Source organism: Microbacterium sp. NPDC058021 (assembly GCF_042885955.1).
Lineage (GTDB): Bacteria > Actinomycetota > Actinomycetes > Actinomycetales > Microbacteriaceae > Microbacterium.
On record NZ_JBHVRF010000006.1, the window covers coordinates 136,321 to 162,636 of the forward strand.

At 69.9% G+C, this 26,316-nt stretch carries 26 protein-coding genes; 22 read left to right on the forward strand and 4 right to left on the reverse strand.

The annotated features are described in order from the left end of the window. The first annotated feature begins 116 nt into the window (after positions 1–116). From rho to ACFVR6_RS13985, 4 genes are all read left to right on the forward strand, one after another. Positions 117–2,240 (forward strand): transcription termination factor Rho, encoded by a 2,124-nt coding sequence (gene rho / locus ACFVR6_RS13970; RefSeq protein ID WP_386964051.1) that lies wholly within the window; start codon positions 117–119, stop codon positions 2,238–2,240. Between the two features lie 28 nt (positions 2,241–2,268). Beyond that, a complete protein-coding gene (gene prfA / locus ACFVR6_RS13975) occupies positions 2,269–3,348 on the forward strand; it encodes a peptide chain release factor 1 (RefSeq protein WP_386964360.1) in 1,080 nt (359 codons plus the stop codon). A 30-nt stretch (positions 3,349–3,378) separates the two neighbouring features. Further along, positions 3,379–3,789, forward strand: a complete 411-nt coding sequence (locus ACFVR6_RS13980; protein WP_386964053.1) for a hypothetical protein — start codon at positions 3,379–3,381, stop codon at positions 3,787–3,789. A 118-nt stretch (positions 3,790–3,907) separates the two neighbouring features. Further along, the gene (locus ACFVR6_RS13985) at positions 3,908–5,254 is read left to right on the forward strand and encodes an HNH endonuclease signature motif containing protein (RefSeq protein ID WP_386964055.1); all 1,347 of its coding nucleotides are present in this window, start codon (positions 3,908–3,910) and stop codon (positions 5,252–5,254) included. A 61-nt stretch (positions 5,255–5,315) separates the two neighbouring features. Here the strand turns inward: ACFVR6_RS13985 and epsC are convergent, their stop codons facing one another. From epsC to cysK (ACFVR6_RS14000), 3 genes are all read right to left on the reverse strand, one after another. Beyond that, a complete protein-coding gene (gene epsC / locus ACFVR6_RS13990) occupies positions 5,316–5,906 on the reverse strand; it encodes a serine O-acetyltransferase EpsC (protein ID WP_386964057.1) in 591 nt (196 codons plus the stop codon). Continuing rightward, positions 5,906–6,859, reverse strand: a complete 954-nt coding sequence (cysK, locus tag ACFVR6_RS13995; RefSeq protein ID WP_386964059.1) for a cysteine synthase A — start codon at positions 6,857–6,859, stop codon at positions 5,906–5,908. The genes epsC and cysK (ACFVR6_RS13995) overlap by 1 nt, the downstream gene beginning before the upstream one ends. A gap of 68 nt (positions 6,860–6,927) precedes the next feature. Next, on the reverse strand, positions 6,928–7,866 hold the full coding sequence (cysK, locus tag ACFVR6_RS14000; RefSeq protein WP_386964362.1) for a cysteine synthase A: 939 nt from the start codon (positions 7,864–7,866) through the stop codon (positions 6,928–6,930). Between the two features lie 143 nt (positions 7,867–8,009). Here cysK (ACFVR6_RS14000) and prmC point away from each other — a divergent pair, with 143 nt between their 5' ends. The 13 genes from prmC to ACFVR6_RS14065 all read left to right on the forward strand — a co-directional run bounded on the left by prmC (position 8,010) and on the right by ACFVR6_RS14065 (position 19,064). After that, complete coding sequence (gene prmC, locus ACFVR6_RS14005) at positions 8,010–8,897, forward strand: peptide chain release factor N(5)-glutamine methyltransferase (protein WP_386964061.1); 888 nt, start codon at positions 8,010–8,012, stop codon at positions 8,895–8,897. A gap of 46 nt (positions 8,898–8,943) precedes the next feature. Then, positions 8,944–9,654, forward strand: coding sequence for an L-threonylcarbamoyladenylate synthase (locus tag ACFVR6_RS14010; RefSeq protein ID WP_386964063.1), 711 nt, complete (start codon positions 8,944–8,946; stop codon positions 9,652–9,654). Then, positions 9,651–10,805 (forward strand): MraY family glycosyltransferase, encoded by a 1,155-nt coding sequence (locus tag ACFVR6_RS14015; protein WP_386964065.1) that lies wholly within the window; start codon positions 9,651–9,653, stop codon positions 10,803–10,805. Before ACFVR6_RS14010 ends, ACFVR6_RS14015 begins: the two co-directional genes overlap by 4 nt. Further along, the gene (locus ACFVR6_RS14020) at positions 10,802–11,290 is read left to right on the forward strand and encodes a hypothetical protein (RefSeq protein WP_386964067.1); all 489 of its coding nucleotides are present in this window, start codon (positions 10,802–10,804) and stop codon (positions 11,288–11,290) included. The genes ACFVR6_RS14015 and ACFVR6_RS14020 overlap by 4 nt, the downstream gene beginning before the upstream one ends. A gap of 147 nt (positions 11,291–11,437) precedes the next feature. Then, positions 11,438–12,223, forward strand: a complete 786-nt coding sequence (gene atpB, locus ACFVR6_RS14025; protein ID WP_386964364.1) for a F0F1 ATP synthase subunit A — start codon at positions 11,438–11,440, stop codon at positions 12,221–12,223. A gap of 44 nt (positions 12,224–12,267) precedes the next feature. Continuing rightward, positions 12,268–12,501 carry an ATP synthase F0 subunit C gene (atpE, locus tag ACFVR6_RS14030; RefSeq protein WP_067163287.1) on the forward strand — a complete coding sequence of 78 codons (234 nt, stop codon included), beginning with the start codon at positions 12,268–12,270 and terminating at the stop codon, positions 12,499–12,501. A 27-nt stretch (positions 12,502–12,528) separates the two neighbouring features. Next, positions 12,529–13,080 (forward strand): F0F1 ATP synthase subunit B, encoded by a 552-nt coding sequence (locus ACFVR6_RS14035; RefSeq protein ID WP_386964069.1) that lies wholly within the window; start codon positions 12,529–12,531, stop codon positions 13,078–13,080. Beyond that, entirely contained in the window at positions 13,080–13,871 is a 792-nt protein-coding gene (locus ACFVR6_RS14040; RefSeq protein ID WP_386964071.1) for a F0F1 ATP synthase subunit delta, read from the forward strand. The genes ACFVR6_RS14035 and ACFVR6_RS14040 overlap by 1 nt, the downstream gene beginning before the upstream one ends. 63 nt (positions 13,872–13,934) lie before the next feature. After that, a complete protein-coding gene (atpA, locus tag ACFVR6_RS14045; RefSeq protein ID WP_386964073.1) occupies positions 13,935–15,575 on the forward strand; it encodes a F0F1 ATP synthase subunit alpha in 1,641 nt (546 codons plus the stop codon). Between the two features lie 20 nt (positions 15,576–15,595). Continuing rightward, entirely contained in the window at positions 15,596–16,498 is a 903-nt protein-coding gene (locus tag ACFVR6_RS14050; protein WP_386964075.1) for a F0F1 ATP synthase subunit gamma, read from the forward strand. A gap of 20 nt (positions 16,499–16,518) precedes the next feature. After that, positions 16,519–17,964 carry a F0F1 ATP synthase subunit beta gene (atpD, locus tag ACFVR6_RS14055; protein ID WP_386964077.1) on the forward strand — a complete coding sequence of 482 codons (1,446 nt, stop codon included), beginning with the start codon at positions 16,519–16,521 and terminating at the stop codon, positions 17,962–17,964. 1 nt (position 17,965) lies between these two features. Further along, positions 17,966–18,226: a F0F1 ATP synthase subunit epsilon gene (locus ACFVR6_RS14060; protein ID WP_386964079.1), complete on the forward strand. Its 261-nt coding sequence runs from the start codon at positions 17,966–17,968 to the stop codon at positions 18,224–18,226. Positions 18,227–18,314: 88 nt separating this feature from the next. Then, positions 18,315–19,064, forward strand: coding sequence for a YaaA family protein (locus ACFVR6_RS14065; RefSeq protein WP_386964081.1), 750 nt, complete (start codon positions 18,315–18,317; stop codon positions 19,062–19,064). On the opposite strand, the gene ACFVR6_RS14070 is transcribed toward ACFVR6_RS14065, so the two are convergent. After that, positions 19,061–19,567 (reverse strand): DUF4282 domain-containing protein, encoded by a 507-nt coding sequence (locus ACFVR6_RS14070; protein WP_386964083.1) that lies wholly within the window; start codon positions 19,565–19,567, stop codon positions 19,061–19,063. The two genes, ACFVR6_RS14065 and ACFVR6_RS14070, sit on opposite strands and share 4 nt — an antisense overlap. A 139-nt stretch (positions 19,568–19,706) precedes the next feature. On the opposite strand from ACFVR6_RS14070, the gene ACFVR6_RS14075 reads away from it, so the two are divergent. The 5 genes from ACFVR6_RS14075 (at position 19,707) to ACFVR6_RS14095 (ending at position 26,301) form a co-directional block, all read left to right on the forward strand. After that, on the forward strand, positions 19,707–20,519 hold the full coding sequence (locus tag ACFVR6_RS14075) for a large exoprotein (protein WP_386964085.1): 813 nt from the start codon (positions 19,707–19,709) through the stop codon (positions 20,517–20,519). 58 nt (positions 20,520–20,577) lie between these two features. Continuing rightward, the gene (locus tag ACFVR6_RS14080) at positions 20,578–21,567 is read left to right on the forward strand and encodes an aldo/keto reductase (RefSeq protein ID WP_386964087.1); all 990 of its coding nucleotides are present in this window, start codon (positions 20,578–20,580) and stop codon (positions 21,565–21,567) included. Between the two features lie 104 nt (positions 21,568–21,671). Continuing rightward, complete coding sequence (locus ACFVR6_RS14085) at positions 21,672–23,402, forward strand: ABC transporter ATP-binding protein (protein WP_386964089.1); 1,731 nt, start codon at positions 21,672–21,674, stop codon at positions 23,400–23,402. Continuing rightward, complete coding sequence (locus ACFVR6_RS14090) at positions 23,399–25,360, forward strand: ABC transporter ATP-binding protein (RefSeq protein WP_386964093.1); 1,962 nt, start codon at positions 23,399–23,401, stop codon at positions 25,358–25,360. The genes ACFVR6_RS14085 and ACFVR6_RS14090 overlap by 4 nt, the downstream gene beginning before the upstream one ends. Before the next feature lie 50 nt (positions 25,361–25,410). Then, positions 25,411–26,301, forward strand: coding sequence for a PP2C family protein-serine/threonine phosphatase (locus tag ACFVR6_RS14095; RefSeq protein ID WP_386964095.1), 891 nt, complete (start codon positions 25,411–25,413; stop codon positions 26,299–26,301). The last annotated feature ends 15 nt before the right edge of the window (positions 26,302–26,316 follow it).

Below are 26,316 nucleotides of genomic sequence, written 5' to 3' on the forward strand. Positions count from 1 at the left end.
TCCATCCCGATCTGATCGCGTTGCGCTGGTCCCCGGAGCCCATCGAGGGGAACGGGCACCCGGGCGCGATGATCGAACGTGATTCGGCATACCAATCACACGCAAAGGGAGAACTCGTGGAGTCCATCTCCGAGATCCACACCGACGGCGAGACCGTGCGCGAGAACGCGCCGGCCGACGAGACCGTCACCACAGCATCCGCCGCTGACGCGGCCGCTCCGACCGAGGCGCCCGCCGCCGACGACCAGGCGACCGACGAGCAGACGGAGCCCGAGACCGCCGAGGCCGACGCCGCGCCGACCGAGGAGGCAGCGGCCGAAGCCGAGACCGCCGCGGTCATCGAGTCCGTCGCCGCCGTCGAGGAGGGTGCCACCGAGGCCCCCGCCGTCGAGGTGCCCGCCGAGCCCGTGGCCGAGACGCCCGCCAAGGCGCCGCGCAAGCGCGCCCCGCGCCGGGCGAAGAGCTCCGACATCGTCGAGGCGCCGGCCGAGCCGGCAGCCGCGGAGACCGAGACCGCCGCTGCTCCGGCCGAGACGCCCGCCGACGCACCTGCGCCGGCCGACGACGCCGCTGCACCGGCATCCGACGACGCGGCTGCAGCCGACCAGGCCCCGGTGGAGAAGAAGACCACCGGTCGCCGCGCGCCGCGTGGCCGCGGCAAGGCCGCTGCCGCCGAGGCGGAGAAGGCCGTCGAGGCCGAGCCCGTCGCGGAAGCCGAGACCCCCGCCGCCGAGGCCGACAAGCCCGCCGAGACCGAGCAGCCCGCCGACGCGCGCAACGCCGGTCGCACCGAGGGTGACGAGCAGGCCGAGGGCGAGACCCCGTCGCGCGGCCGCAGCCGCTCGCGCAGCCGCAGCCGCAACCGCAACAAGGACGGCGCGGCAGGCGGCCAGAACGCCCAGGGCGGTCAGAGCACGGCAGAGCCCGAGAAGCCGCAGGCCGCCGAGTCCGACGACGAGTCCGGTCAGGGCTCTGGACGCGGTCGCCAGCGCAACAAGCGTCGCCCGCAGGGCGGCACGTCCGACGAGTTCGAGACCGAGATCGGCGACGACGATGTGCTCATCCCCATCGCCGGCATCCTCGACGTGCTCGACAACTACGCGTTCGTCCGCACGACCGGATACCTGCCGGGCACGAGCGACGTCTACGTCTCGCTCGGCCAGGTCAAGAAGTACAACCTGCGCAAGGGCGACGCCGTCGTCGGTGCCATCAAGCAGCCGCGCGAGAACGAGCAGACCGGCCGCCAGAAGTACAACGCGCTGGTCAAGGTCGACTCGATCAACGGCCTGTCCGTCGACGATGCCGCCACCCGCGTGGAGTTCGGCAAGCTGACGCCGCTGTACCCGCAGGACCGCCTGCGCCTGGAGACCGCGCCCGAGAAGCTGACGCAGCGCATCATCGACCTCGTCGCACCCATCGGCAAGGGCCAGCGTGGCCTCATCGTCGCGCCCCCCAAGGCGGGCAAGACGATCGTGCTGCAGCAGATCGCCAACGCGATCGCGACGAACAACCCCGAGGTGCACCTGATGGTCGTGCTCGTGGACGAGCGGCCCGAAGAGGTCACCGACATGCAGCGCACCGTCAAGGGCGAGGTCATCGCCTCGACCTTCGACCGTCCCGCCGAGGACCACACCACGGTCGCCGAGCTCGCCATCGAGCGGGCCAAGCGCCTCGTGGAGCTCGGTCGCGACGTGGTCGTGCTGCTGGACTCGATCACGCGTCTCGGACGCGCGTACAACATCACCGCCCCCACCTCGGGCCGCGTGCTCAGCGGTGGTGTGGACGCCTCGGCGCTGTACCCGCCGAAGCGCTTCTTCGGTGCCGCGCGCAACATCGAGAACGGCGGATCGCTCACGATCCTCGCGACCGCGCTCGTGGAGACCGGTTCCAAGATGGACGACGTCATCTTCGAGGAGTTCAAGGGCACCGGCAACAGCGAGCTGCGCCTGAGCCGTCAGCTCGCCGACAAGCGCATCTTCCCGGCGGTCGACGTCAACGCGTCGAGCACCCGTCGCGAAGAGATGCTGCTGTCGCCTGACGAGGTGAAGATCACGTGGAAGCTGCGTCGTGCCCTCGCGGGCCTCGACCCCCAGCAGGCGCTGGAGGTCGTGCTCGGCAAGCTCCGCGAGACGCAGTCCAACGTCGAGTTCCTCGTGCAGATGCAGAAGTCGATGCCCGCACCGAGCCGCGACGGTCACGCCGGCGGCAACAGTCACGCGCACGACAACAGCATCCGCTGAGCGGACGGGCATGGTCTCCGACTCCGGCATGTTCGAGTCCGTCCGCGGGCTGATCGACGAGCACCGGGCGGTGCAGGAGGAACTCTCCGACCCGGCCGTGCACGCCGACGCCGCGCGCGCCAAGCGCGTGAACCGGCGGTATGCCGAGCTGTCGCGCATCGTCGCGGCCCACGACGCGTGGGTCGCGGCGAGCGACGACCTCGAGGCCGCGCGCGAGCTCGCGAAGGACGATGAGGCGTTCGCCGCCGAGGTCCCCGCGCTCGAGGAGCAGGTCGCCGCGACGCAGGAGCGCCTGCGGCGGCTGCTCATCCCGCGCGACCCCGATGACGCGCGTGACGTGATCATGGAGATCAAGCAGGGCGAGGGCGGAGCGGAGAGCGCGCTGTTCGCTGCCGACCTGCTGCGCATGTACGTCCAGTACGCGGCATCCAAAGGCTGGAAGACCGAGCTGCTGGAGCGCAACGAGTCCGACCTCGGCGGCTACAAGGACGTGCAGGTCGCGATCAAGGGATCCAGCTCCGACCCCGCGCAGGGCGTCTGGGCGCACCTGAAGTACGAGGGCGGCGTGCACCGCGTGCAGCGCGTGCCCGCCACCGAGTCGCAGGGACGCATCCACACGTCGACGACCGGCGTGCTGGTGTTCCCCGAGGTCGACGAGCCCGAAGAGATCCAGATCGACCCCAATGACCTGAAGATCGACGTGTTCCGTTCATCGGGCCCGGGTGGGCAGTCGGTCAACACCACCGACTCGGCGGTGCGCATCACCCACGTGCCGACCGGCATCGTGGTGTCGATGCAGAACGAGAAGTCGCAGCTGCAGAACCGCGAGGCCGGCATGCGCGTGCTGCGCGCACGACTGCTGGCGAAGCAGCAGGAGGAGCGGGATGCCGCCGCCTCCGACGCGCGCCGTTCGCAGATCCGCGGCATGGATCGCTCGGAGCGCATCCGCACGTACAACTTCCCCGAGAACCGCATCGCGGACCACCGCACCGGGTACAAGGCGTACAACCTCGACCAGGTGATGGACGGCGCGCTGGAGCCGATCGTGCAGTCGGCCATCGCCGCCGACGAAGAGGCGCGGCTCGCCGCGCTCTCCTCCGACGCCTGACGCGGCCGGGGGAGGCGCTATGGTCAGGCCATGGTCATGTTCTTCCTGCGCGCGCTGATCTTCCTGGCATCGGCCGCCCTCGGCCTCATCGTCGCGGACGCGCTGCTCAGCGGGTTCCGCATCGACTGGTCGGACTGGTGGGGCTTCGTGCTGTGCATCGTGATCTTCGCGATCCTGCAGAGCGTGCTGTCGCCGTGGATCGCGAAGGTCGCGCGCCGCTACGCGCCGGCGCTGCTGGGCGGCATCGGGATCATCTCGACGCTCGTGTCGCTGCTCATCGTGGTGCTGCTGCCCATCGGCGGCATGCACATCACCGACGCGCAGTCGTGGATCCTCGCGCCCGTGGTCGTGTGGGTCGTGACGGCGGTGGCGACCGTGCTGCTGCCGATGGTGTTCATCAAGCGCAAGGTGGGCGAGCGGCGAGACGCGCGGGGGGAGTAGCTCCCTTTCGGGGCACCGCCTCCTCCCCAGGGCAGGATGTCGTGAGGTTGTCCACAATCTGGTGCGTGGTCTGGGGTTTGTCGGCTGGAATGTCGGTGGCCCTCGGTTGAATCGACGCATGAACACCTCATCGGTCATTGCTCCCCGGGACGGGTTGTCGCTGGGTGGGGTGGTGTCGCGGTTGGAGGTGACGCGGCGGCGGATCGCGGCGTTGCAGGCGGAGGAGCTGCGGTTGCTGGCGCGGGCGGATGCGATCGCGGCGGAGCAGACCGCTCGGGTGCCGTCGTCGGCGGGCCGGGAGCGGGAGATGCCGTTGCGGGCGATCGCGGCGGAGGTGGGAGCGGTGCTGCGCCGCTCGGACCGGGTGATGCAGGACCGGCTGCACGACGCGAGCGTGCTGGTGACGGGGTTCGCCGCGACCGTCGCAGCGCTGCGGGCCGGGCGCATCGACATGGGGCATGTGCGGCTGATCCAGGATGCCGGGGCGCGGATCGATGACCCCGAGGCGCGGGCCCGGTTCGAGCAGGCCGCGCTCGTGGTCTGTGAGCGGGAGACGCCGGGGCGGGCGCGGCCGATCGTGGCGATGATCGCGCAGAAGCTGCACCCGGTCCCGCTCGCGGAGCGGCACGCGGATGCCGTCGGGCAGCGGCGGGTGTGGGTGCGTGACCTGGACGACGGGATGGCCGAGTTGGCGGCGGCGCTGCCCGCGGTGCTCGCGTATGCGATCCGGGACCGGCTGACCGAGTACGCGCGGGAGATCGTCGCCGCGCGGCGCCGGGTTGCGACGGAAGCCGGCGATGCGGAGGAGACGGGCGACGCGACACCTGAGGCGACGGTGCCGGATACCCGGACGACCGATCAGGTGCGCGCCGACGTGCTGGCGGACCTGCTGCTGACCGGTGCCGCGACCGGTCCCGCGTTCGACGGGGACCTGCTGGCCGGGTCGGGCGTGCGGGCGCGGGTGCAGATCGTGATCCCCACCGACACCCTCACCGGCACCGGCACGACACCGGCCGAACTGGTCGGGTACGGGCCGATCGACCCCGACACCGCCCGCCGCCTGGCGGCGACCGCGAAGATCTGGGAGCGGGTGTTCGTCTCACCCAGCACCGGAGCCGTCACGCACGTCGACACCTACCGGCCCAGCCGCGCGCAGCGGCGACATCTGGACGCCCGCGACGAACACTGCCGGTTCCTCGGCTGCCGACGACCGGTGCACCGGTGCGACCACGACCACACCCACGACGCCGCCCACGGCGGACCCACGACGCTCTGCAACCTCGCCAACCTGTGCCTGCGCCACCACACCATGAAGCACGCCACCGCCTGGAGCGTGGTGCAGTTGGCCGGCGGCATCCTGGAGTGGACCAGCCCCACCGGCCGTGTCTACCCCGACGTGCCCCGGCGCATGCTGGAGTTCACCGCCCTCGCTGCCGGCGCGCAGGACGAACGTCCGCCGTTCTAGGGGTCGCCGTCGTCGCCCGGGCCGCACGCCCGTGGCTCCGGGGAGGCGCGTGCGGGTGCGGCTAGATCAGATACTCCGGTGCGGTCAGCAGTCCACGCGTCTGCTCTCCGGCGGCACGCTGACGCACCTTGGCCGGCACGCCCACCAGCACGCTGTCGGCAGGGGCGTCCTTGGTCACGACCGCGTTCGCGCCGATGGTCGTCCCGGCCCCGACCCGGATGGGGCCGAGCACCTGGGCGCCCGCGCCCACGACGACCCGGTCCTCGAGGGTGGGATGCCGCTTGCCGCCGTTGCGCGTCCGGCCGCCGAGGGTGACACCGTGGTAGAGCATGACGTCATCGCCGATCTCGGCGGTCTCGCCGATGACGACGCCCATGCCGTGATCGATGAAGAAGCGTCGGCCGATGACGGCGCCGGGGTGGATCTCGACGCCGGTCAGCCAGCGCGTCACCTGCGAGATCGTGCGGGCGGGGAAGCGCGCCCCGCGCACCCACAGGGCATGCGCCACGCGATACGACCACACCGCGTGCAGGCCCGGGTACAGCACCGCGATCTCCACCGCGCTGCGCGCGGCGGGGTCACGCAGCTTCGCCGCCCTCACATCCTCGCGAGCGCGCGCGACGAGGCGGGCGGCACCGCGCACGAGACCCATCAGGCGCCGGCCGTCTCGTCGTCGCGCAGGTGCGCGTACAGCGCGGTCGAGAGGTAGCGCTCTCCCGCGTCGGGCACGATCACGACGATGCGCGTGCCCGCAGCCTCGGGGCGAGCGGCGATCTGCAACGCCGCCCACACCGCGGCTCCCGCCGACATGCCGGCGAGGATCCCCTCGTCGGTCGCGAGGGCGCGGGCGATGCGGATGGCGTCGTCGAACTCGACGTCGAAGATCTCATCGACCACGGAGCGGTCGAGCACGTCGGGCACGAAGTTGGGCCCGATGCCCTGGATGCGATGGCCGCCGGCGCGCCCCTCGCTGAGCACGGGGGAGTCCTTCGGCTCGACGAGCACGATCTGCACCTCGGGGTTGCGCTCCTTGAGCACCTGCCCGACGCCTGTCACCGTGCCACCGGTGCCGGAACCCGCCACGAACCAGTCGACCCTTCCGTCGGTGTCGGCCCAGATCTCCTCCGCCGTCGTGCGGCGGTGCATCGCGGCATTCGCCTCGTGCTCGAACTGTCGCGCCAGCACCGCGCCCGGCGTCTCCGCCGCGATGCGCCGCGCCGTCTCGACAGCCTCGGTCATGCCCTTGTGCGGGTCGGTGAGCACGAGCTCGGCACCGTAGGCCTTCAGCAGCGTGCGCCGCTCCTTCGACATCGACGCCGGCATCGTCAGCACCACGCGGTATCCGCGCGCGGCGCCGATGAGGGCCAGCGCGATGCCGGTGTTGCCGCTCGTGGACTCCACGATCGTGCCGCCCGGCTGCAGCTCACCCGACGCCTCGGCGGCCTCGACGAGCGCGACGCCGAGGCGGTCCTTGACGCTGGCGCCGGGGTTGTAGAACTCGAGCTTGACCAGCACTTCCGCCGGCAGCCCGGCCGTGAGCGAATTCAGCCGCACGAGCGGCGTCTGGCCGAACGCGGTGGTGATGTCGGGATGGATGCCGGGCACGCGAACCTGCTTTCTGGGAGACGGACGAACAGTGCGGCCCGGGCGGCTCGCGCCGCCCGGGCCGGGGATCACTCTTCGCGCAGGTGCTCGTACAGCGGGGTGGAGAGGTAACGCTCACCGAAGGAAGGGATCACCACGACGATGTTCTTGCCCGCAGCCTCGGGGCGTGCGGCGATCTGCAGGGCCGCCCACACGGCCGCGCCCGAGGAGATGCCCACGAGGATGCCGTCCTTCACGGCGACCTCGCGCGCGGTGGCGATGGCATCGGGGAACTCCACGTCGACGACCTCGTCGATGACGCCCTGGTCCAGGATCGCCGGGATGAAGTTCGGTCCGATGCCCTGGATCTTGTGGGGACCTGCGGTGCCCTTGGTCAGCAGCGGCGAGTCCGCCGGCTCCACGGCGACGACCTTCGCCTCGGGGACGCGCTCCTTCAGCACCTGGCCGACACCGGTGATGGTGCCACCGGTGCCGATGCCGGCGACGAAGTAGTCGACCTTGCCGTCGGTGTCGCGCAGGATCTCCTCCGCGGTCGTCTTGCGGTGCACCTCGACGTTGGCCTGGTTCTCGAACTGGCGGGCGAGGATCGCACCGGGAATCTCGGCCGCGAGCTCCTGCGCCTTCGCCACCGCGCCCTTCATGCCTCCGGCGGGGTCGGTGAGCACGAGCTCTGCACCGTATGCCTTGAGCAGCATCCGCCGCTCGATGGACATCGACGAGGGCATCGCCAGGACCACCTTGTAGCCGCGCGCGGCGCCCACCATCGCCAGGGCGATGCCGGTGTTGCCGCTCGTGGCCTCGACGATCGTGCCGCCGGGCTTGAGCTCGCCCGAGGCCTCGGCGGCGTCGACGATGGCGATGCCGAGACGGTCCTTGACGCTGGAGGCGGGGTTGTAGAACTCGAGCTTGGCCAGCACCGTGCCGGGCAGGCCCTCGGCGATGCGGTTGAGCTTGACGAGGGGGGTGTTGCCGAATGCGCTCGTGATGTCGGGATGGATGCCGGACATGGTCTGCCTTTCGTGCGGGTCGGGGGACCGCCCGTCTGCGCGGGAGATCATCGGTCCAGCCTATGACGCGCCTGGCGGCGGGGGCCCTTTTATGACGACGGCCTACGACGGCGCCGACCGGACGTCTAGGCTGGAGGCCGCTCATGCCCGAACCCCGCCCTGCACCCGAAGCCGCGCGCGTCGCCGAGACGCTGCGCGGCGCCGTCGACCTCCTGCAGCGCGCGGGCGTCACATCCCCCGACGTCGACGCGGAGCTGCTGCTCGCGCACGTGCTGGGCATCGGGCGCGGCGAACTGCACGCGGCGCTCGTTCGCGGCGACGCGCTGCCGGATGCCGCGGCGTCGGACTACGCCGACCTGCTTGCCCGTCGAGCAGCCCGCGAACCGCTGCAGCACCTCACCGGCCTCGCCCCCTTCCGGCACCTGGAGCTGCGCGTCGGACCGGGCGTGTTCGTGCCGCGCCCGGAGACCGAGACGGTCGCGCAGATCGCGATCGACGCACTGACGGCGGCCGCCGTACCCGAACCCGTCGCCGTCGATCTCGGCACCGGCAGCGGCGCCCTCGCCCTCGCGCTGGCGACCGAGGTGCCGCATGCGCGCGTGCACGCCGCCGAGAACTCGGTGGACGCGTTCGTGTGGGCCAAGGAGAACTTCCTCCTGGTGGGGGCTTCCAACGCCCGCCTCGCCTTCATCGACCTGGCGGAGGCGTTCCCCGAGCTCGACGGCACGGTGTCGGTCGTGGTCTCCAACCCGCCCTACGTCCCTGCCGCCGCGATCCCGCGCGACCCCGAGGTGCGCGACTGGGATCCGCCGGCGGCCCTCTACGGCGGAGCAGACGGCCTCGACGTCGTGCGCGTCATCAGCGGCGTCGCCGCGCGGCTGCTGCACCCCGGTGGCACACTCGTGCTGGAGCACGGCGAACGGCAGGGCGAGCCGATCCGCGACCTGCTGACCGCCGACGGCTGGCGGGCCGCGGCCACCCATCAGGACCTCACCCTGCGCGACCGCGCCACCACGGCGATCCGCGCCTGACCTGCGAGATACGACACCGACGGCGCGTCGGTAGAATGGGGAGGTCATGTCCCCTGTTTACGACAGCCGCGACGAGGCCCAGTTGCTGCCGGGACTCCGCCAGGCCCGCCAGGCGATCGCTCGCGGACAGCTCATCGTCCTGCCCACCGACACGGTGTACGGGGTGGCTGCCGACGCCTTCAGCCCGGCCGCGGTCGCCCGACTGCTGGCGGCCAAGGGGCGCGGCCGACAGTCGCCGCCGCCCGTGCTCGTGCCCGGCCTCTCGACGCTTCAGGCCCTCGCCGCCGAGGTCCCCGAGCCCGTCGGGCGCCTCGTCGAGGAGTTCTGGCCCGGGGGACTGACCATCGTGCTCCCCTCGCAGCCGTCGCTGTCGTGGGACCTGGGTGACACGTTCGGCACCGTGGCCGTGCGCATGCCCGACGATCGCATCGCCCTGGAGATGCTCGAGGAATGCGGGCCGCTCGCTGTCTCCAGCGCCAACCTCACCGGCAAGCCCGCCGCCATCGCGATCGACGACGCCGTCGACATGCTGGGTGACAGCGTCGCGGTCTACCTCGATGCCGGCACCCGTGAGACCGGCATCCCCTCGACCATCGTCGATGCGACGGGGCTGGTCGGCGACGGGGAGAAGATCGTGCGGGTGCTGCGCGAGGGTGCCGTCAGCCGTGCACGCCTGCGCGAGGTGCTCGGCGACCTGCTGGAAGCCGACCCCGACCAGGCGGAGGATGCCGCTGCGCCGGTCGGTGGCCCGGCGTGAAGCAGTACGTCTTCATCATCATCCTGACCGCCGCGGTCACCCTCGTGCTCGCGTGGGGCGTCTGGCGGCTGAGTCTGAAGTACAAGCTCTACCCCGGCATCCGCGAGCGGGACGTGCACAAGACCCCGACTCCGCGCCTCGGCGGCATCGCGATGTACCTCGCGGTGGTCCTGGCCTTCGCGGTGTCCGCGATGCACCCCGACCCGCGGTTCGCGAGCTTCTGGTCCGACCCCGCGCCGTGGGCGGTGCTGGCGGCGGTGACCCTCATCGTGCTGGTGGGCGTGGCCGACGACCTCTGGGACCTCGACTGGACCATCAAGCTCGGCGCGCAGTTCCTGGCCGCGGGCATCGTGGCGTGGTTCGGCGAGCTGCAGATCTACACCCTGCCGATCGGCGGGATCACCGGGTTCTCGAGCACCGTGAGCTTCGTGCTGACCATCTTCTCGATCGTCATCGTCATGAACGCCGTCAACTTCATCGACGGTCTGGACGGACTCGTCGCCGGCGTCACGCTCATCGCCAACATCGTCTTCTTCGCCTACGCGTACCTGCTCATGCGCGACATGGGGCAGGCGACCTACTTCACGATGGCCTCCTTCATCGCCGCCGTCCTCATCGGCGCGTGCATCGGCTTCCTCCCGATGAACTGGAGCCCGGCGAAGCTGTTCATGGGCGACTCCGGAGCCCTCATGATCGGCCTGCTCATGGCGTGCTCGGCCGTCTCGATCACCGGCTCCCTCGACCCCGCCCTGCTGGGTGACCCCGATCAGTTCGGCAGGTCCCAGCTGCTGGGTGCCTTCATCCCGATCCTGCTGCCGATCGTCGTGGTCATGCTCCCGCTGCTCGATTTCGGCATGGCGGTGCTGCGCCGCATGCGCGCCGGCAAGTCCCCGTTCTCGCCCGACCGCAAGCACCTGCACCACCGCATGCTGGACATGGGCCACTCCGACCGCGACGCCGTGCTCATCTTCTACGCATGGACCGCCGTGGTCAGCCTCTCCGTGCTGCTGATGTACATCGGCACGACCGCCGACTGGCCGGGCCAGTACCTGCCCGGCATCGTCTTCGGCCTGGTCGGCGTCGCCGCCTGCCTCGTCGTCACCCTCACGCCCACCCGCCGCACCCGACCCGCCCTCCAGGAGTCCGCATGACCCCCAACCCCGTCTCCAGCACCCCGGTGCTGCGCGCCACCCTGCTGTGGTCCGCCGCCGTCACGGCCGTGCTGGCCGTCATCGGCGCGATCGCCGGCTTCGCCGTGGCCGGCGTCGAGGGCCTGTGGAGCGCCCTCGGGGGAGTGGTGGTCGCCTTCGCCTTCCTCGCCATCACCGGGGCCAGCATCCTCATCGCCAACCGCTGGTACGGCGACGCGCTGTACGTGCCGTTCTTCTTCGCGATCGTGCTCGGCGGGTGGCTGGTGAAGTTCGCCGTCTTCATCGTGATGCTGCTGGTGCTGCAGGATCAGCCGTGGCTGCAGCCGACCGTCTTCCTCGTCGCGCTCATCGCCGGGGTCATCGCTTCGCTCATCATCGACGTCGTCGTGCTGATGCGCATGCGCGTGCCCCACGCGAGCGACGTCACCCTCCCGACGGCCGATGAGATCCACGACCCGACGGACGGTCGCTCCGAGCGGATTTGAGTACGTCCTAAGTTTGATAGTGTTGATCGTGCGCCCGCCCCGCTCCTCACGGAGCACTTGCGGAGTGACGCTCATCGACCATCGTCGCACCGGCCCTGTGCCGGAGCCCCGAAGCTGGAGCCCGCGCTGTTCATTCATGCTGCGACCCTGATCGCCCCCACCGCTGACGAAGGCGGATTCCACGGACCCTCGATTGACGAGTTCTTCCCGGACGCCGTGTTCCAGATCGGCGACCTCGTCATCAACCGAATCCACCTCATCCAGTTCATCGCCACTGCGGCGATCGTTCTGATCCTCTGGCTGGGCACGCGTCGTATGACGATCGTTCCCGGACGCTTCCAGAGCATCGTCGAGATGGGCCTGGACTTCGTGCGAGTCAACATCGCCGAAGACCTCCTGGGTAAGAAGGACGGGCAGCGATTCTTGCCGATCCTCACCACGATCTTCTTCATGGTGCTGTTCATGAACATCACGGGAATCATCCCGTTCATGAACATCGCCGGCACCGCGATCGTCGCCGTCCCGCTGCTGCTCGCACTGGTCAGCTACGTGACCTTCATCTACGCCGGCCTCAAGAAGAGCCCGAAGAACTTCTTCAAGAACTCGCTCTTCCCCTCCGGCGTCCCGTGGCCGATCTACATCATCGTCACGCCGATCGAGCTCATCTCGACCTTCATCATCCGGCCGGTGACGCTGACCCTCCGACTCCTCATGAACATGATGGTCGGTCACCTGCTGCTGGTCCTCTTCTTCGCCGCGACGCAGTTCTTCCTGCTCGACCTCGGCGGCTGGTGGTCGGCACTGGCAGCGGGCTCGCTCGCCTTCGGCTTCATCTTCACTCTGTTCGAAATCCTGGTGGCCGTCCTCCAGGCCTACGTCTTCGCCCTCCTCACCGCGGTCTACATCCAGCTCGCGGTTGCGGAAGAGCACTAAAGCGGGTCGGCTCGAAGCCGCCCATAACCGAAAGGAAAACCCCCGTGGACGCAACTACGGTTCTCGCTGAGCTGAGCGGCAACGTCGCGACGATGGGCTACGGCCTCGCCGCTATCGGTCCCGCCATCGGCGTCGGCATCGTCGTCGGCAAGACGATCGAGGGTGTCGCCCGTCAGCCCGAGCTTGCAGGTCGCCTGCAGGTCCTGATGTGGATCGGTATCGCCTTCACCGAGGCGCTCGCCTTCATCGGCATCGCCACGTACTTCATCTTCCAGTAAACCGCCCCCACCAGTTAAGGAGACAGGATGCTGAACGCTCTTGTCGCGTACGCCGCGGAAGAGGGTGCTGCGCACAACCCTCTGATCCCCGCGTGGTACGACATCATCTGGTCCGCGGTCTGCTTCGTCATCATCCTCTTCGTCGTGTGGAAGGTCGCCCTTCCCAAGATGAAGACGCTGCTTGACGCGCGTGCCGCCGCGATCGAGGGCAACATCGCCCGCGCGGATGAGGCACAGCGCAAGGCGGAGGCTGCTCTCGAGCAGTACACCGCCCAGCTGGCCGAAGCCCGCAAGGAGGCCGGTGAGATCCGCGAAGCCGCCCGTGAGGACGGCAAGAAGATCGTCGCCGAGGCGAAGGATGCCGCCTCTTCCGAAGCCGCACGCCTGACCGCGTCCGCGCACTCGCAGATCGAGGCGGAGCGCCAGTCCGCTCTCGTGTCGCTGCGCAGCGAGGTGGGCACGCTCGCCCTCGACCTCGCCGGCGGTGTCATCGGTGAGACCCTCTCCGACGACGCGAAGGCGCAGGCGGTCGTTGACCGCTTCCTCGCGGACCTCGAGTCCTCCGAGGCGTCGAAGTAATGGGCAGCGCGACCACTCAGGCCCTTGCGGCGACGACGGCGGCGCTCGGCGCCGTTCCGTCGGTCGACCTGGGCGTTGCCCGCGAGCTGTTCGTCGCGGCGCGCACCCTCGGCGACTCGTCGCAACTGAGCGGTGCGCTTGCGGATTCGTCCGCGGCTCCCGCCGCACGGGCGAAGGTCGTCTCCGACGTGTTCGGCGCGACGTTCCAGCCCGCGACGGTGTCGCTGCTGACCACGGCCGCGCAGCAGCGCTGGTCGTCGGCGTCGGATCTGGTCGACGGGATCGAGGAGCTCGGCATCCGGGTCGCCGCGATCGCGGAGCCGGATGCCGACATCGAAGGGGAGCTGTTCGGAGTCTCGCGCACGGTCGCGGCGAACCCCGAGCTCGAGCTCGCCCTCGGCAGCCGCCTGGGTGACGCATCGGCCAAGGGTGCGCTCATCGAGACGCTGCTGAGCGGTCGCACCAGTGCCGCCACGACGCTCATCGTCTCCTCGGCGGTGCAGCAGACGCGCGAGCGCCGGGTGCGCGAGCTGATCTCCCGGGCCATGCGCCTGGTGGCGCAGCAGCGCGGGCGTTCGGTCGCGACGGTCATTGCGGCCACGCCGCTGGGCCGCACCCAGACCAAGCGGCTCACCGCGGCGCTTTCCCAGCGCTACGGCACCGACATCTCGCTCAACGTCGTCATCGACCCCTCGGTCGTCGGCGGCGTGCGAATCGAGATCGCGGACGACGTGATCGACGCCAGCGTCGCGAGCCGTCTGCACGACCTGCGCCAGAAGCTGGCCGGATAGAGCTTGCCGCTCCTCGGAGCGGAGATTTCGGGGCCTCACCGCCCCATGACACAAAGGAAGACCATGGCAGAACTCTCCATCAGCCCCGACGTCATCCGTGACGCGCTGAAGGACTTCGTCGCCGCGTACGAGCCCACCGGGGCCGCGGCGACCGAGGTCGGCACCGTCATCGACGCCGCCGACGGCATCGCCCACGTCGAGGGACTTCCCGGCGTCATGGCGAACGAGCTCGTCCGCTTCGCGGACGGCACGGCCGGCCTTGCACTCAACCTCGACGAGCACGAGATCGGTGTGGTCGTCCTGGGCGACTTCTCCGGCATCGAAGCCGGGCAGCAGGTCACCCGCACGGGCGAGGTGCTCTCGGTGCCCGTCGGCGACGGCTTCCTCGGCCGCGTCGTCGACCCGCTCGGCAACCCGATCGACGGCCTCGGCGCCGTGGCATCCGAGGGTCGCCGCGCGCTCGAACTGCAGGCGCCCGGCGTCATGCAGCGCAAGAGCGTGCACGAGCCGATGCAGACCGGCATCAAGGCCATCGACGCGATGATCCCCGTCGGCCGCGGTCAGCGTCAGCTGATCATCGGCGACCGCCAGACCGGCAAGACGGCCATCGCGATCGACACGATCATCAACCAGAAGGCCAACTGGGAGTCCGGCGACGTCAACAAGCAGGTGCGCTGCATCTACGTCGCCATCGGTCAGAAGGGTTCCACGATCGCCTCCGTCAAGGGTGCGCTCGAGGATGCCGGCGCCATGGAGTACACCACGATCGTGGCTGCTCCCGCGTCCGACCCCGCCGGCTTCAAGTACCTCGCCCCCTACACCGGTTCGGCCATCGGCCAGCACTGGATGTACGGCGGCAAGCACGTCCTGATCATCTTCGACGACCTGTCCAAGCAGGCCGAGGCCTACCGCGCCGTGTCGCTGCTGCTGCGCCGCCCGCCGGGCCGCGAGGCCTACCCGGGTGACGTCTTCTACCTGCACTCCCGTCTGCTGGAGCGTTGCGCGAAGCTGTCCGACGAGCTGGGCGCGGGCTCCATGACGGGCCTGCCGATCATCGAGACGAAGGCCAACGACGTGTCGGCCTACATCCCGACCAACGTGATCTCGATCACCGACGGCCAGATCTTCCTGCAGTCCGACCTCTTCAACGCCAACCAGCGTCCCGCTGTGGACGTCGGCATCTCGGTGTCCCGCGTCGGCGGTGACGCCCAGGTGAAGTCGATCAAGAAGGTCTCCGGCACGCTGAAGCTCGAGCTCGCCCAGTACCGCTCGCTCGAGGCCTTCGCGATGTTCGCGTCCGACCTCGACCCGGCTTCGCGTCGCCAGCTGGCCCGCGGTGCCCGCCTCACCGAGCTGCTCAAGCAGCCCCAGTACTCGCCGTACCCCGTGGAGGAGCAGGTCGTCTCGATCTGGGCCGGCACGAAGGGCAAGCTGGACTCGATCGAGATCGAGGACGTGCTGCGGTTCGAGCGCGAGCTTCTGGACTACCTCAAGCGCAACACGTCGATCCTCGACACCCTGCGCGAAACCAATGTCCTCGACGACGACACCGCGGCTGAGCTGGAAAAGGTCACCGACGCGTTCGTACTCGAGTTCCAGTCCGGCAAGGGTCTTGCGATCAACCACCCGGGTCACGAGGAGTTCGCTGCGGCGGATGCCGAAGACGTGAACCAGGAGAAGATCGTCAAGGGCCGCCGGGGCTGACGACTCAGTAGGGATAGCCAATGGGCGCACAACTGCGGGTCTACAAGCAGAAGATCGGTTCTGCTCAGACGACCAAGAAGATCACGAAGGCGATGGAACTCATCGCGGCTTCGCGCATTCAGAAGGCGATGGCGCGCGTCCGCGCGTCGTCCCCCTTCGCGCGTGCCGTGACGCGTGCCGTCTCCGCCGTCGCGACGCACTCCAACGTGCACCACCCCCTCACGACGGAGCGCGAGGTGATCCGCCGTTCCGCGGTGGTCATCTTCGCCTCCGACCGGGGACTCGCGGGCGCCTTCAACTCCCAGATCCTGCGCGAGGGGCTGGAGCTCGCTGAGCTCCTGCGCTCGCAGGGCAAGGAAGTCTCGTACTTCCTCGTCGGCCGCCGGGCGGTGGGCTACTTCCAGTTCCGCCGCATGGAGGCCGCAGGGGAGTGGACCGGTGACACCGACACGCCGCACTTCAACACCGCCGAACTGATCGCGGGCGCCCTGCTGGACGCCTACGACCGCGGCGGCGAGGACGGCGGCGTGGACGAGATCCACCTCGTGTACAACCGCTTCGTCAGCATGATGACCCAGACCCCCGAGCGCGTGCGACTGCTGCCGCTCGAGGTCGTCGAGGCGGCAGAAGACGAGGCCACGTCCGGCCAGGTGTACCCCCTGTACGAGTTCGAGCCGAGCCCGGAGGTCGTCCTGGACGCCCTCCTGCCGGTCTACGTCCAGAGCCGCGTCTTCAACGCCCTCCTGCAGTCGTCGGCGGCCAAGCACGCCGCGACGCAGAAGGCGATGAAGTCGGCCAGCGACAACGCCGACAAGCTCATCACCGACTACACCCGCCTGCGCAACAACGCGCGACAGGCAGAGATCACGCAGCAGATCGCCGAGATCGTCGGCGGCGCCGACGCTCTGGCGTCGGGCAAGTAATTCCACCGAAAGAGAAGACAATGACTCTCACCGCACCCGAGGCCACCACGGTCACCGGCCGCGTCGCGCGCGTCACGGGCCCCGTCGTGGACATCGAGTTCCCGCACGACTCGATCCCGGCGATCTACAACATGCTGAAGACGACGATCACGATCGGCGAGGAATCCAACGAGATCACGCTCGAGGTCGCCCAGCACCTCGGCGACGACCTCGTCCGTGCCATCGCCCTCAAGCCCACCGACGGCATCGTCCGCGGCCAGGAGGTGCGCGACACCGGCGGCCCCATCACGGTCCCCGTCGGCGACGTCACCAAGGGCAAGGTCTTCAACGTCACCGGTGACGTGCTCAACGGCGCACCCGGCGAGGCCATCGAGGTCACCGAGCGCTGGGGCATCCACCGCCAGGCGCCGAACTTCGACCAGCTGGAGTCCAAGACCCAGATGTTCGAGACCGGCATCAAGGTCATCGACCTGCTGACGCCGTACGTGCTCGGCGGCAAGATCGGCCTGTTCGGCGGTGCCGGCGTCGGCAAGACCGTCCTCATCCAGGAGATGATCCAGCGCGTCGCGCAGGACCACGGTGGTGTGTCGGTGTTCGCCGGTGTCGGTGAGCGCACCCGTGAGGGCAACGACCTCATCCACGAGATGGAAGAGGCGGGCGTCTTCGAGAAGACCGCCCTCGTGTTCGGCCAGATGGACGAGCCGCCGGGGACGCGTCTGCGCGTGGCGCTGTCGGCCCTGACGATGGCGGAGTACTTCCGCGACGTGCAGAAGCAGGACGTGCTGCTGTTCATCGACAACATCTTCCGCTTCACGCAGGCCGGTTCCGAGGTCTCCACGCTGCTGGGCCGCATGCCCTCCGCCGTGGGGTACCAGCCGAACCTCGCCGACGAGATGGGTGTGCTCCAGGAGCGCATCACCTCGACCCGCGGTCACTCGATCACCTCGCTGCAGGCGATCTACGTCCCCGCCGACGACTACACCGACCCGGCTCCGGCGACCACGTTCGCGCACCTCGACGCCACGACCGAGCTCTCCCGTGAGATCGCGTCGAAGGGTCTGTACCCGGCCGTCGACCCGCTGACCTCCACCAGCCGCATCCTCGACCCGCGCTACATCGGCGACGAGCACTACCGTGTGGCCACCGCCGTGAAGCAGATCCTGCAGAAGAACAAGGAACTGCAGGAGATCATCGCGATCCTCGGTGTCGACGAGCTGTCCGAAGAGGACAAGGTCGTCGTGTCGCGTGCCCGCCGCATCCAGCAGTTCCTCTCGCAGAACACCTACATGGCGAAGAAGTTCACCGGTGTCGAGGGCTCCACGGTCCCGATCAAGGAGACCATCGAGTCGTTCGGCGCCATCGTGAACGGTGACTTCGACCACGTGGCCGAGCAGGCCTTCTTCAACGTCGGTGGCATCTCCGACGTCGAAGAGAAGTGGGCTCAGATCCAGAAGGAGAACGGCTGACATGGCGCTGAGCGTCAGCCTCGTCTCCGCCGAGGCGGAGGTCTGGTCCGGTGAGGCGAGCCTCGTCGTGGCCAAGACCGTCGAGGGTGAGATCGGCTTCATGCCCGGTCACGAGCCGGTGCTCGCCATGCTCGCCGAGGGTCAGGTGCGCATCACGACCGAAGACGGCAGCAAAGTCATCGTCGACGCGCGCGAAGGTTTCCTCTCGATGGAGAACAACGAGCTGACCATCGTGGCGGGCCACGCCGCGCTGGTCTCCTGACACACCCGCACGCACGAATGCACCGAGGGAGTCTCTCCTTCGGTGCATTCGTGCGTTCCGGCGCGCTGCGCCGGGGAAAGACCCGCCCGTGCTGATCCTGCTGCCCCCGTCCGAGACCAAGCGCCCCGGCGGATCCGGTGCGCCGATGGATGCCGCCGCCCTCGCGCTCCCGCAGCTCGCCCCCGAGCGCGCCGCCGTGGTCGACGCGCTCGTGACGCTGTCCGCCTCGCCGGATGAGGCGGTGCGCGTGCTCAAGCTCGGCGCCCGCCAGCACGGTGAGATCGCCGTGAACGCGGCGCTGCGCACGGCACCGACCACGCCTGCCGTCGACCGGTACACCGGCGTGCTGTACGACGCGCTCGACGCGGCATCCCTCGACGCCCCCGCACGCCGATGGTTGGGCGCGCACGTGCTGATCCACTCCGCGCCGTTCGGTCCTGTCGCGGCGCTGGACGCCATCCCCGCCTACCGCCTGGGCGCGGCCGCGTCGCTGCCGGGGCTCCCCGCACTCCGGCGGGTGTGGGCCGGCCCCGTGACGGCCGCCCTCACGGACGCCGCGCCCGCCTTCGTGCTGGATCTGCGCTCGGAGGCCTACGTCGGGCTCGGCCCGGTGCCCGCGGGCGTCGCGGGCGCCTACGTGCGCGTCGTGTCGCCCGGCCCCGACGGGGCCGTGCGGGCGCTCAACCACTTCAACAAACACGCCAAGGGCGCGCTCGTGCGGCGCCTGGCGACGGACCGGCCACGGATCGCCTCGGCGTCGGGCTTGCTCCGCTGGGCCGAGCAGGCCGGGCTGCAGGTGCGGCCGGGTGACGCCGGCGAACTGCAGCTGTTCGCCTAGTCCGACGCGCGATCGGCGGTGCGCTGGGTGTTCTCGGCGATGGCGATGAGCGCGACGACGGCCTCGATGACGAACCGCAGCAGCACGACGGCGAGGAACGCGACGATCGGCACGACGATGATCGTCGAGATCAGCAGGGCCACGCCGCCGCCGATGTTGACGAACGGCGGCACCAGCATGGTGATGCCGAGGATGAGGCCTCTGAGGAAGTAGTAGAGGAAGCCGATGCCGATGGCCACGAGCCCCACGACGTAGAAGACCCCCGCCAGCCGCCGGGTGATGAACGTGCGGAACGAGAGGTCGAACAGCGCCCGCACGAATCCGCGACCCGCCCCTGCCGGGTCGGCGACGGGGGAGGGGACGCCGGTGTCGTCCGGGTCCGTCGCCGGATCATAGCCGCCCGCGGCCGCACCGGAGGCGGGTGAGGGGGAGCCCTGAGCGGCGGCGACCGAGGCCGGCCGGGACGGCAGCGGGGGTACGGGCGGGACAGCGGGGTCGCTCATCGGGCTCTCCTTCTGGTCGGTTCCGTCGCGCCAGGCTAGCGCGTCGCTCCCGCCCGAGGTGGGGCATCGCTAACATGTCACCGCGGGGCAGATGCCGCGTTGGCGCGATGAGTGCCACTTTCCGACCCCGGAGGTCGACATGAGTCCTTACGACACCGACGGCGGTGCGCTCGCACTGCTGCTGGTCTTCGGCTTCATCTGGTTGTTGATCGCCGTCGCCGCATACATCGTGACGTCGATCTTCATGATGAAGATGTTCGACAAGGCAGGAGTCCAGGGCAAGTGGCGCGCCTGGGTGCCGGTCTACAACACGATGGTGTTCGCCAAGCTCGGCGACCTGAACCCGTGGTGGCTGCTGATCACGTGGGTGCTTGCCGGTGTGCTGGCCCCCGTCGGCATCGGCGGGCTCTTCGGCCTCGTCGCCGCGGTCTACACCGCGCTGGCCGCGTACCGCGTCGGACTCAAGCTCCAGAAGGAGCCGGTGTGGGTCGTGCTGTACATCTTCCTGTCGATCGTGTGGCTCGGCATCGTGGCGTTCGACCGCTCGCGGTGGAACCTCGCCGTGCCGCCGGCCCCGTGGGTGAACTCGTTCCTGCGTGACACCACGGTCTGGTCCGGCATCCCCGCGCAGACCGCGGTCGGCGGATACGCCGCCGGCGGCTACGCGGCCGCCCCCGGCTACCCCACGCAGCCCCCGGCCGGCTACCAGCCCCCGGCCGGCTACCAGCCCCCGGCCGGCTACCAGCCGCCGCCCGCCCCCGGCGGCTACCCGCCGCCGGCCGCCGCGCAGCCGCCGGCCTACCAGCCGCCCGCCGCGACGCAGCCGCCGCCCTACCAGCCGCCCGCCGCTCCCACGACGCCGCCGACGGCACCGCCGGCCGCCCCGGAGCCGCCGTCGACCCCGCCCGCCGCAGAACCGCCTGCCGCGCCGGAACCGCCCAAGCAGCCGTGACCACGCAGAAGCCCTCCGCCCGCGCGGAGGGCTTCTGCGTGCCCGCTAGCGTGGAGGCATGACTGCTCCCGCACCCCGCCGCGTCGGCTCCTCCGGTCTCGTCGTCTCCGCCGCCGGCCTCGGCTGCAACAACTTCGGACGGGCCGGCACCGCCACCGAGACCCTCGAGGGTACGCGCGCGGTGCTGGATGCCGCGATCGACGCCGGCATCACGCTGCTGGACACCGCGGACATGTACGGCAAGGAGCCGGGGCTGTCCGAGACGCTCATCGGTCAGGCCCTCGGCGCCCGGCGCGACGAGGTGGTGCTGGCTACGAAGTTCGGGCATTCCGGCTATCCGATGCCGGGGATGCCCGGCGAGGCGAAGGGGTCCCGCTCCTACATCCGCCGTGCCGTCGAAGGATCGCTGCGGCGACTGCGGACCGACTGGATCGACCTGTACCAGCTGCACACCCCCGACCCCGGCACGCCCATCGAGGAGACGCTCGCCACCCTCGGCGATCTCGTGCGCGAGGGCAAGGTGCGCTACATCGGGCACTCCAACTTCACCGGCTGGCAGCTCGCCGAAGCGCACTTCGTCGCCCGTGACCGCCACGAGGTGCCGTTCGTATCGGCGCAGAACCACTACAGCCTGCTCGCCCGCGCCGCCGAGCGCGAGGTGCTGCCGGCGGCGGAGCGCTACGGCGTCGGCCTGTTCCCGTACTTTCCGCTGCACAACGGCCTCCTCACCGGCAAGTTCACGCGCGACACCGCGCCGGCGGACTCCCGCATCATGCGCCAGCGCCGCCACGTCTACGACGAGGCGCCGTGGGACGCGCTGGAGGCCTACCGGGCGTTCTGCGACGACCGAGGCATCACGATGCTGGAGGCCACGTACGGGTGGCTGCTCTCGCGGCCCGCGCTGTCCAGCGTCATCGCCGGTGCCACGACGCCCGATCAGGTGCGCGCCAACGCCGCCGCCGCGTCCGCCTGGACCCCCACGGCCGAGGATCTCGCGACGATCGACGCGCTCTTCCCGCTGGTCCCGGACCCCGCGGCGCGGGTCTGAGCGTCGTTCGCCGACAGCGCACGCCGCCCGACTGGCAGAGCCGCGACGGCAGGCGTAGCGTCTGATCGCGTGCGCCCCCGCCCGGCGTGCGGAAAGGCACCAGCGTGCTCGGCAAGCTCCTCGTCCGGTACTCCAAGCCCATGTGGCCGCTCATCGTCGCGATCGTGGTGTTCCAACTCGCGCAGTCGGTGGCCTCCCTCATGCTGCCCACCCTCAACGCCGACATCATCGACAACGGCGTCGTCACCGGCGACATCGACGTGATCTGGTCGACGGGCGGCGTCATGCTGGTCGTCAGCGCCGTGCAGGTGGTCTGCGCGATCATCGCCGTCTGGTTCGGGTCGCGCCTGGCGATGGCCGTCGGACGCGACCTGCGCTCTGACATCTTCCACCGCGTCGTGGCCTTCTCGCAGCGCGAGGTCGGGAAGATCGGGGCGCCGTCGCTCATCACCCGCAACACCAACGACGTGCAGCAGGTCCAGATGCTCGTGCAGGTGTCGGCGACGCTCATGATCTCCGCCCCCATGCTCGCCATCGGCGGCGTGATCATGGCCGTGCGTCAGGATGTCGGGCTGTCATGGCTCATGGCGGTGTCCGTGCCGCTGCTGCTGGTGATCGTCGGACTGATCGTGGTGCGGATGGTGCCGGCGTTCACCCTCATGCAGCAGCGCATCGACCGGGTCAACCAGATCCTGCGGGAGCAGCTCACCGGCATCCGCGTCATCCGCGCGTTCGTGCGGGAGCGGCAGGAGCACGACCGGTTCTCGCGGGCCAGTGAGGACGTCATGGCGACCGCACTGCGGGCGGGCAACCTGATGGCGCTGATGTTCCCCGCGGTCATGCTCGTGATGAACCTGTCCAGCGTCGCGATCATCTGGTTCGGCGGCGCCCAGGTGCAGGATGCCGGGGTGCAGATCGGTACGCTCTTCGCCTTCCTGAACTACATGATGCAGATCCTCATGGGCGTCATGATGGCGACCTTCATGTTCGTGATGATCCCGCGCGCGGCGGTCTGCGCGAACCGCATCGGCGAAGTGCTCGACACCGAGCCGTCCGTCACCGCCCCCGCCGTCGCGGTGGCCGCCCCGCCGTCGCGCGGGCGCATCGAGTTCGACCACGTCGACTTCGCCTACCCCGGCGCCGACGAGGCGGTGCTGCACGACGTCACCTTCACGGTGGAGCCCGGCACCACGACCGCCGTCATCGGATCGACCGGGTCGGGCAAGACCACCCTCATCGGCCTCGTGCCTCGCCTGTTCGACGCCACCGGCGGCGCCGTGCGCATCGACGGCGTCGACGTGCGCGAATACGACCCCGACGAGCTGTGGCAGCGCATCGGACTCGTGCAGCAGCGCGCGTTCCTGTTCTCGGGCACCGTCGCCTCCAACCTGCGCTACGGCAATGCCGAGGCGACCGATGCCGATCTCTGGCGAGCGCTGCACATCGCCCAGGCGCGTGATTTCGTCGAAGCCATGCCCGAGCAGCTCGCCGCCCCCATCGCCCAGGGCGGCACGAACGTGTCCGGCGGTCAGCGGCAGCGCCTCGCGATCGCCCGGGCGCTGGTGAAGGACCCCCGCATCCACATCTTCGACGACTCGTTCTCGGCGCTGGACCTGCGCACCGACGCAGCGCTGCGGCGGGCCCTCGACGAGTACCTGCCGGAGGCGACCCGGCTGGTGGTGGCCCAGCGGGTCTCGACCATCCAGGGCGCCGACCAGATCATCGTCCTGGAGCACGGTCGCATCGTCGGCAGAGGCCGACACGACGAGCTCCTGGCCACGTGCGAGACCTACCGCGAGATCGTCGGTTCGCAGCTCGCGGCGGAGGCGGCATGAGCGGCCCGGGCCCGCGCGGTCACGGCCAGATGGCCGCCCCCGCGCAGAAGGCGCAGAACTTCGGCCCCAGTGCCCGTCGGCTCTTCCGGATGCTGCGCGTGGACCTCCCGCAGCTGATCGCGGTGCTCGTGCTGGGGGTGGTCAGCGTCGCCCTGTCGGTGTCGGGACCGAAGATCCTCGGCGAGGGCACCAACGTCGTGTTCGCGGGGTTCATCTCGCTGCAGGCACCCGCAGGCGCCACCCAGGAGCAGGTGGTCGACGCGCTGCGTGCGGAGGGCAACCAGGAGCAGGCCGACATGCTCGCCGCGATGGACTTCGTGCCCGGCGCCGGCATCGACTTCGAGCGGCTGCGGTGGATCCTCGTCGCCGTCATCGCGGTCTACCTGCTCTCCAGCATCTTCGGCTGGCTGCAGGCGCGCATCCTCAACGGCATCGTGCAGCGCGCCATGCATCGGCTGCGCACGCAGGTGGAGGACAAGATCCACCGGCTGCCCCTGTCGTACTTCGACCGGGTGCAGCGAGGCGAGCTGCTCAGCCGCGTCACCAACGACGTCGACAACGTCGGCCAGACGATGCAGCAGACGATGTCGCAGGTGATCGTCTCGCTGCTGACGGTGATCGGCGTGCTCGTGATGATGTTCGTCATCTCGCCGCTGCTCGCGGTGATCGCCCTCGTCACCATCCCGCTCACGATCGTGGTGACGGTGCTCGTCGCGCGTCGCTCGCAGAAGCTGTTCGTCGAGCAGTGGAAAGCCACCGGCGTGCTCAACGCCCGTGTCGAGGAGACCTTCTCGGGGCACGCGATCGTCAAGGTCTTCGGGCACCAGCGCGAAGTCGAGCGCGACTTCCGCGACGAGAACGACGCGGTGTACCGGGCCAGCTTCGGCGCCCAGTTCCTCTCGGGCATCATCATGCCCGCCATGATGTTCATCGGGAACCTCGTCTACGTCGGCATCGCCGTCGTCGGCGGGCTCCAGGTGGCCGGCGGCCGGCTGTCGATCGGTGACGTGCAGGCATTCATCCAGTACTCCCGGCAGTTCACGCAGCCGTTGAGCCAGCTGGGGTCGATGGCCAACCTGCTGCAGTCCGGCGTCGCCAGCGCCGAGCGCGTGTTCGAGCTGCTCGACGAGCCGGAGCAGACCCCCGACCCCGATCCCGCCCGCACGGTGCCCGCCGACGCGAGCGACCTCGACTTCGAGGGCGTCTCGTTCCGCTACGTGGCGGACAAGCCGCTCATCGAGGGGCTCGATCTGTCGGCACGCCCCGGCAGCACCGTCGCGATCGTCGGCCCGACGGGGGCGGGCAAGACGACGCTGGTGAACCTCATCATGCGCTTCTACGACATCGACGCCGGCCGCATCACCCTCGACGGCCTCGACACGCGCGAGATGACCCGCGCCGACCTGCGTTCGCGCACCGGCATGGTGCTGCAGGACACCTGGCTGTTCGCCGGCACGATCCGCGAGAACATCCTCTACGGGCGGCCCGACGCGAGCGAGCAGGAGATGGTGGATGCCGCCTCCGCCGCCTACGTCGACCGGTTCGTGCACGCCCTCCCCGAGGGGTACGACACGGTGCTCGACGACGAGGCGACCAACCTCAGCGTGGGGGAGCGGCAGCTGGTGACCATCGCCCGTGCGTTCCTGTCCGATCCGCGGCTGCTGATCCTCGATGAGGCGACGAGCTCGGTGGACACCCGCACCGAACTGCTCATCCAGCGGGCGATGGTGCGGCTGCGTCAGGACCGCACCTCGTTCGTCATCGCCCACCGCCTCTCGACCATCCGTGACGCCGACCTCATCCTCGTGATGGAGTCCGGCGCGATCGTGGAGCAGGGCGCGCACGACGAGCTGCTGGCACAGCGGGGGGCGTACTGGCGGCTGTACAACGCGCAGTTCGAGGCCCCGATCGACGGGGACGCTTCCGAGGCGGCGTCGCGTGAGTCCACTAGGATGTGAAAACGCGTTCCGCCCCGGAGCGCATCCGCAGACACCGGAAGGCTGACAGCGTGCCCGAGGTCACCACCCACACACGCCTCGTCGCGGTGCCCGGTGGTGAAGTGACGCTGTCCTGGGCGGCCGTCACCGATGTCGGCCGCCGCCGCGAGGTCAACCAGGACGCCCTGCTCGCCCAGTATCCGCTCTTCATCGTCGCCGACGGCATGGGCGGCCACATCGGCGGCGAGATCGCCAGCGCCCGCACGGTGGAGCGGCTGACCGCCGTCGCCGACAAGGACGCCGTCTCGACGAAGGCGATCGAGAAGGCGCTGTCGCGTGCGGTCGAGGACATCGCCCAGCACCCCGGCGCCACCGACGACGGCACCGGCACGACCGTGACCGGCGTCTTCCTCGACATCTCCGGCGACGAACCCACCTGGGTCACCCTGAACATCGGCGACTCCCGCGTGTACCTCATGCGCGACGAGAGCCTCATGCAGATCACCGTCGACCACTCGGTCGTGCAGGAGCTCGTCTCGGCCGGCCGGCTCAGCCCCGAAGAGGCGGAGAACCACCCGTACGGCAACGTCATCACTCGGGCCGTCGGCCCCACCGAGAGCGTCACGCCCGACTACGTGCGTCTCGACGTCGTCGACGGCGACCGCTTCGTCATCTGCAGCGACGGCCTCACCAAGGAACTCACCGACTACGGCATCCTGCACTTCCTGCTCGAGCACCCCGATCCCGCCGAGGCGGTGGATGCCATGCTGCACGCGGCCATCGAGAACGGCGGACGCGACAACGTCTCGATCATCGTGCTGACCGCCGCCGTCCGCATGGACGCCGACGACGACGGCGACACCGCCGAGCGTCCGCAGCCGGCGACGGCCGTCATCCCGACGGTCGCCGACGGCAGCGCGGCCACGGGGGACACCGGCTCCTCCTCCCCAGCCGCCGACTAGCGCGGATCGCGCACG